The organism is Brevibacterium mcbrellneri ATCC 49030 (assembly GCF_000178455.1).
Lineage (GTDB): Bacteria > Actinomycetota > Actinomycetes > Actinomycetales > Brevibacteriaceae > Brevibacterium > Brevibacterium mcbrellneri.
Genome location: NZ_ADNU01000018.1, coordinates 132587 through 139412 on the forward strand (window position 1 = coordinate 132587; position 6826 = coordinate 139412).

At 58.2% G+C, this 6826-nt stretch carries 2 protein-coding genes; one reads left to right on the forward strand and one right to left on the reverse strand.

What is annotated here, in order from left to right; translation table 11 throughout:
• Window positions 1-43: 43 nt before the first annotated feature.
• Window positions 44-943, reverse strand: coding sequence for an aminotransferase class IV (locus HMPREF0183_RS03315; RefSeq protein ID WP_005882782.1), 900 nt, complete (start codon window positions 941-943; stop codon window positions 44-46).
• 238 nt (window positions 944-1181) lie between these two features.
• On the opposite strand from HMPREF0183_RS03315, the gene HMPREF0183_RS03320 reads away from it, so the two are divergent.
• Window positions 1182-6674, forward strand: a complete 5493-nt coding sequence (locus HMPREF0183_RS03320; RefSeq protein ID WP_040347816.1) for a DUF7507 domain-containing protein — start codon at window positions 1182-1184, stop codon at window positions 6672-6674.
• The last annotated feature ends 152 nt before the right edge of the window (window positions 6675-6826 follow it).

Below are 6826 nucleotides of genomic sequence, written 5' to 3' on the forward strand. Positions count from 1 at the left end.
TTCTTGAATCGATGTCTGTACAGACCCAGGCTATCGCGTTCTGTCAGCTAGACAGAACCCACTGCAGCATGTGTTCGGTGAGGTCGTGATCTACGGGGATGTGGGTGGCTGGGCCCGAGGTGCTTGAAAGGATCGTTGATATGGGCCGGCAGCCGCGGACGGAGGACACGAGCCACGCTCCTTGGGCGTTGCCGAGGTCGTCCAACGTGACGTTGCTGTATTGGGTGAGGAGGCCCTGTGAGCTTGCGTTTTCAAAAATGCACCGTTGGGTGGTGCCGTGCAGGATCCCGATTTTGGGGTCTGGGGTGATGAGTTGGTCGCCCATGCGCAGGATGAGGGTGGAGTTGGGGCCCTCTAAGGCGTAGCCGTCGGTGGTATGGAAGAGCGCGTCGTCGGCTCCGTTGCTGAGTGCGTACCGTTTCGCGGCCTGGTTGGTGGCGTATGAGAGGGTTTTTGCGCCTCGGAGGAGCCAGGGGGCTGACTCTGCGATGCTGGAATCGAGGCCAGAGTTCAAGGTGATGACGGTGATTTCGGTGGGTTCGGGGCGTGGCACGGGTGCTGTGACAACCCAACCGTGAGGTGTGTGCGCAGTGGTGTCGCTGTCGTGCCCGCGGCTTAAGGTGTAGCGGATTGAGACAGTGTGGGCATCCGGGTTGAGTTCTTTGTACTGCTTGGCCGTGGCGTGCAGTGCTTCTTCCCACAGTTTGGGGTCTGGAGAGGGGAGTTCAAGCATGCGGGCCGACTCGATGAAGCGCTGGAAGTGGAGTGCTTGATTGTGGATGTAGGTGGCGTCGTCGCGATATGTCACCAGTACAGTTTCGAAGATTCCGTCACCGCGGTGGGCGGCTAAATCGTCAAGTGAAAGCAACAATTGTGATGGATCGCTTAATGTGAAGTTGTTCGCTTCAACGTTGATGAGTGCAGCAGTGTTTCTCACGGTCATACGCCTCATTTAAGCAGGTGAAGTGCTGTTAGACGAGTAGGTCTAGTGATTCGCAGTGGCGGGGCGCCGGGCAGGGATTGGTGGGTCGGCGACGGGAGGGTTAGACGACCTCGGGGCGCGACTGCGTTTGCCGTTCGAACAGCGGATCTTATCATATTTATCTGCATGGTAAGCTAGCGTTTGGTTAAGCTCGACGCCAGGCATCCGGGTGGGCCCCGGACGTAGTAAGGAACGCCTCATGCGCACACAAATGTGTTACTCCCTATTCAAACGAATGACTGCGATCCTCGCGGTGCTCGCTCTTCTTTGTGGAATGACTGTGCTTTTGGCACAGCCAGCAGCGGCTTCGGAGGAACTGGGAGATCCCGGCGACCCGCAGGCAGTTGAGATTGGGGACAGCAGGGTCCAGTACAGCCTGACCCTGGCTAAGGATGGCGGTACCGGCTGTCTGATCACCAAGGGCAACGGCTACGAGACCGGCGATAACACAGCGACGGACGGCAATATCTGTGCCGGGGATATCGCCCACTACAACGTCAACCTGAACGTCAAAACCGCAGGTGACCCGGTCACGTTCACTGTCACACCAACGTGGCTGAGCGCAGAGGCTCGCGCGGCTGGCCTGCCCGAACCGACGGTTAAGCCGACCCTGAAGAGCGGTTCCGCCAGCTACGCCGGTGTGTCCGCCACGGTTGATGCTCAGGGCGCCATCACTGTGAAGGCAGACGCCGGTACAAATGCGACTGTTGCGCTGGAGCTGACTGCATCCACCATCCAGTCACTGGAACTGAGGGGCGGCCAGAACCCAGAGGGTACCTTCAACCTCGGGCTCAAAGCTGCGAAGGAAGACGGCTCTCCGCTGACCACTGCGGTGGCGGATAAGAAGCTCAATGTGCTGGTTGAGCCGCGCTTTGACCAGATGATCGAAGATCCGCAGAGCGGCGTCAGCACCACTACGCGTAACGGTGTTGAGTACATCGGCATCAGCGCTCGTTCCGGACTGCCGGCTTACCCCAGCGACCAGAAGCACAGCCCCGCACCCAGTGGTGCGACCCCGAAGGGCCGGATCCTTCCGATCGATCCGGAAACCATCAGCCGCTACACGCTCGTGATGCCGGAAAATGCGCCGTTTAAGGCAGACGAAGTTCTGGTGTCCTACGCTGGCGGCGACTGGCAGAAAGCCAAGGTCGACTCCAACGGGAACCCGTACGTCGACGGTAAGTACGAGAAATCGAACCCACCCTTCCGCTTCCTTATCCCAACCCAGGGACTGCCGTCAGGCAAGACGGATTTCACTACCCGTATGGACATCGTCGACAAGGACGGCAAGCCTGCGCGGGTGAAGGACAGCCGTGGAGTGCCCTCGAACATTCCGACCGCGAAGGGCAATAAAGCACTCGGCGACAACACTGCTGACCCGGGTGGACTGAGCGAATGCAGCGCATCCACCGCTGATGCAAAGCAGGGTCTGCTTGCGGGCAAGTTCGGTTTCCCGAACAACAACTGCGCCAAGCAGACTGTTGACCTGACCAAGTGGAAGTGCACGCACCCCGGTGGATGCCCCTCCGCTAAGTACGACGTGGGCGTCAACTGGGTGGAAACCGAAGAAAAGGGCAAGCAGGCTTTCAACTTCAAGCAGGCTCTGAAGGCAGCCAATGTCCGCATGGAAGTCACACCCGTTGACGTGAAGAACAACCCGACCATCTGCTCGGTGTGGCAGCCGGGAGTTCAGCGTGTTGCCTCCACCGCGAGCAACATCTACGTGCCCACGGTCCAGATTGGCAATCAGGGCAGGCAGGACATCCAGGATGTCTTCCCGGACGCCAAGGTGTACATCACCAAGGCTGATAAGACCAATGGGGGACAGAATCCCGACTGCTCCGGTGACGCTGACTGGGAAGTGTTCTATGACGCTTCTGCGAAGGTGACAGGCAACACCTTTGCCAAGCCTGGCAAGATGAATCCGAATGAGATCGCCGGCATTAAAATTGTTATCCCCGGTGAGAACGTCATTCAGCGGCCGATTACCTTCCGCTACGTGGCTACAACCGGCGCCCCGAGCGCGGTCGCTGAGCAGGACACGGTCAAGGCCAAGGAGGGCGACGAGGAGTACTACAAGACAACGAACTTCTCTCAGTTCTTCGAAGGCGATAAGAAGAAGCGCGATTCGAAAGACGTGATCCTTGCCGAAAAGCCCTCGGCAGGAGTTCGCGACATCTGGGGCGACATTGGCGAGAAGCGCGTTGGCGGTATCGGCGTTCAGAAGCAGGAGATCATCACAGCCGGTCAGGTTGTTGTCAACAACGGGACCAGCATCGCCGTGAATTCGAAGGACGTCAATGGCGATCCCACACGCGTTCACATGCGGGTCTACCTGTCCAAGTGCATTACCGCCGACGAGGACTCGCTGTCGCCGGGGATGACGTACCACAAGGGTCAGATCTCCAATGATCCGAAGGACTGCGCTCCTTCGACCGACAACTACATTGAGCGGACGTGGGCACTGTCAGATCAGAAGAACGAAACTGGCGACCCGAAGAACGACCCGTTCTTCCCCATCGGCTGGGCAGATAAGAACGCTGATAAATCCTCGGACTTCTACCAGCCGTGGGATAACGGTCAGCCAAAGCCGAAGTTCACGGTCAAGACTCCAGCATGGTCGGGCCCCGGTCAGACCTTTGACATTGTCCACTCGTACCGCATTACGGGAACGCCGGAGATTAAGCTCGACGAGGCTGTGAAGGCACTGAAGGAAGACACTTCCATTAAGGCCGTCACCTCCTCCGCCAATGAGGACGCCTACACGGGTGCTGGTGACAAGGCGAAGGACTACACTCCGCTGGACTCGCGAGCAGCGCTGACGACTCTGACTGTTCCCAACGTGGTGACCGTGGGCCTGCAGAAGGATGTCAAGGATAAACTCGTTGACCACGACACCCAGTTCCAGCACTCGCTGAAGCTGACGAACTACACGGAAGCGCAGCTGGGCCAGACCCAGTTCATCGATGTGCTTCCGTTCAACGGTGACTGGCGGGACACCAAGTTCAGCGGTGAATACTGGCTGAAGAGCGTGCCTGAATACGTAGGCAGCAGCGGCGTTGACGGTCGTCAGATCTACTACACGAACGATGATCCGAACACGGTGTCCGTCTGCCCGACGAATGCGGAGGGCCGAGGCGACCTTAAGGCGTGTGAAAACGCGGCTAAGGCCACCAAGCGGGATGTTGACGAAAAGCCGAGCAACACCAAGTGGGAGCTGCTGACTGAGGAAGTCATCGAGGCACAGGCTAAGCCGGGCGCTAAGCACATCACGGCGCTGCGCTTTGACAGCCCGCTGGTGAAAGCCGACTCTGACGACGCCTACCTGCTGGACTTCCAGTCGCACGGCAATAAGCACGGCGATAAGTACGTGAACTCCACGGGTGTGTCGACCCTGCACGCCACCCTGGGTGACAGTGCGGAGACAACCGGTGTTGGAGCGCTGCCTATTCCTCAGCCTGACCCGGTCAAGACCGAGGTCTATGCCGCTAAGGTCTCCGGTACCGTCTATCACGACGAGAACCGGGACGAGAAGCAGCAGGACGGCGAAAAGAACCTGTCCGGTTACACCGTGACCCTCTATGAAGTAGATGAAAACGGTGAGATCAAGAAGGACGACAACGGTGAACCTGTTGTCGCTGGAACCACGAAGTCGGATAAGGACGGAAACTACACGTTCGAGTCTGTCAAGCGCGGTAACTACCGCGTGGTGGTAAGCCCGCTTGAGGAAACCGACATCAACACCGAAGCTGGCAAGGGCGAAGCCGGTTCCTGGAACGGCAAGGTCATCACCGTGACAGAACCGAAGCCGGAAGACTACGACGCCAGCAAGCCGCAGGCGCACACCAAGTATGACTTCGGTGTATTCAAGCCTGCTCCGAAGATCAGCCTGAAGAAAACCGTGAACGGTAAAGAGACTGCCGAAGTTGTCGCTGATGGCAAGGCTGAGTTCGTGCTGGCCGGTGAGAACAACGGCAACGTTGATCTTGACAATGTGAAGCTGGCCGACACCTGGGTTGAAGGCAAGGAGCCGGTTGACCTTGAGTGCACCATCACGCCGAAGGGCGGCGGAGACTACGACGGTAACGCCACTGAGGACCTCAAGGAAGGCAACGCCAAACTTGCGGTGGGCGACGCCTATGAATGCACCGGTACCTACACGGTGACGCAGGATGATGTTGACGAGCAGGTCACGCTGCCTAACGACGCCGAAGTGACCGGTAAGTACCTGTACAAGTCGGCTACAACCGGCGAAGACAAGGACATTCCTGTCGAAGACAAGAGCAAGGCAACTGTCACGGTGCCGCAGGCTAAGCCGGCGCTTGATGTCACCAAGGCTGTTGACGGCCAGAAGTCGGTCCAGAAGAAGGCTGGCGAAAAGGCAGAATGGTCCATCACCGGTAAGAACACCGGAAATGTCACGCTGCACAACGTGAAGCTGGACGATAAGTGGACCGGCGGCGACATCGAGCTGACCTGTAAGCAGGGCGAAGAGGAAATCGACGTTCTGGAAGGTGGAGCGACCCTGGCGGTTGGTGCGGAGTTCACCTGCACGGGTGAAAGTGACATCACGCAGGACCACGTGGACGGTGAAGAACCACTGCCGAACAACGTTACGCTGACCGGCAACACGAAGAAGGACCCTGACGCCGGCACGAAGGTCGGTGCGCAGGACACCGCGACTGTCACGGTGCCTAAGTCCGAGCCTTCGCTGTCGCTGGAAAAGACCGTCACCAACTGGGCAGATAACGTTGAGCCTTTCTCCACTGGAGGCACTGCCGCTAACCGGGCAACGGGCCCCGAGCCGTTGACCGTTGGAGACACGGTAAAGTACCAGTTCATCCTGACGAACAACGGCAATGTCACCCTGAAGAACGTCAAGATCAACGACCCGAAGGTTGAAGACATTGACTGTGGTGTGGACAACATAACGCTTGCTCCAGGTGAGTCGATTGAATGTACTGCTTCGCACGTTCTGACTGCTGCGGATGTCGAAGGACAGACGGAGTACGTGAATACCGCGAACGCTGAAGGTGATGACCCGAAGGGCAAGAAGGTCAAGTCCAACGAACCTTCTGCCAAAGTCGAGGTCGCCACTCCGAAGATTGAGCTCGAAAAGAAGGTCAAGAACAAGAAGGCCAGCTACCGTGTTGGCGATGCAGTGGTCTACACCTTCGTTGTCGCCAACAGCGGCAAGCTCACGGTGAACAACGTCAAGGTTGAAGACTCGATGCTGGAGAAGGCTGACGTCGACGTGACCTGTGAGGTCAGCACTCTGGCTCCGGGTGAGAAAACCACGTGTGAGTCTGGTGAGTACACCGTCACGGAGGCAGACGCTAAGGCCGGCGAGGTCGTCAACACGGCAGTTGCCGTTGGCACATCGCGGGGCAATGGCGAGGATGACGGAACTCCGGTTCGGTCTAACGAATCGTCCGCTGTGATTACAGTTGACAAATCTGAGGAACCCACCGAGCCGGGCACTGAGGAACCGACCGAGCCAGGTACTGAAGAGCCTGATGTGCCTGGAACCGACGGTCCGGGCAAGCCAGACCAACCGGATCAGCCGGGAAATGCAAAGAAGCCGGAATGGCTACCGCGCACGGGTACTGAGGTAACAGCTGCGGTGCTCGCAGGCCTGGCCCTGGTTGTAGCCGGTGGTGTGCTGACCTTCGGTGCACGTCGTAAGCGCTAGAGCTGGCGGCACCGTTGGCCGGACGACAACGCTGGGTCAGTAACAGGCCTAGATAGATGAAGGGTCACTCGCATTTACGTGAGTGACCCTTCACATTTCTATAGGTAACAGTCGACTCGACCTCAGGGAAAAATCAGGCTACTGTTATAGTT

Bases quoted from the DNA above. Each gene is read 5' to 3' on its own strand.
- HMPREF0183_RS03320 (WP_040347816.1), top strand. From the start codon at position 1,182: ATGCGCACACAAATGTGTTACTCCCTATTCAAACGAATGACTGCGATC.
- HMPREF0183_RS03315 (WP_005882782.1), bottom strand. From the start codon at position 943: ATGACCGTGAGAAACACTGCTGCACTCATCAACGTTGAAGCGAACAAC.